Origin of the sequence: Bartonella sp. AP40SXNS (genome assembly GCF_042195825.1) — a bacterium.
GTDB lineage: Bacteria > Pseudomonadota > Alphaproteobacteria > Rhizobiales > Rhizobiaceae > Bartonella.
On the sequence record NZ_JBHIPB010000108.1, the window covers coordinates 1 to 254 of the forward strand.

Below are 254 nucleotides of genomic sequence, written 5' to 3' on the forward strand. Positions count from 1 at the left end.
AGCTGGTACAAAAGTACAAGCAGGTGATGTGATTGCAAAGCTTGATTCTAAAAAGGAAGAAATAGCGGCTGCAAAAGCAAAAATACAACGTGATAATAGTGCTTTAACGCTTTCACGTATTCTTAAATTACGTGCCAGTCATACAGCGACAGAAGTTCAGGAAATTACGGCACGCTTAGAGCTGGATAACGCAAATTTGGTTTTGCGGAATGCTGAGTTAGATCTTGAACGGCGCACAATTCATGCACCAATGA

Annotated in this window: 1 pseudogene; it reads left to right on the forward strand. The window is 40.9% G+C overall.

Features of this window, described 5'->3' with window-relative positions:
• Nucleotides 1–254: pseudogene (locus ACFILZ_RS10030) on the forward strand (efflux RND transporter periplasmic adaptor subunit); the annotation flags it as partial.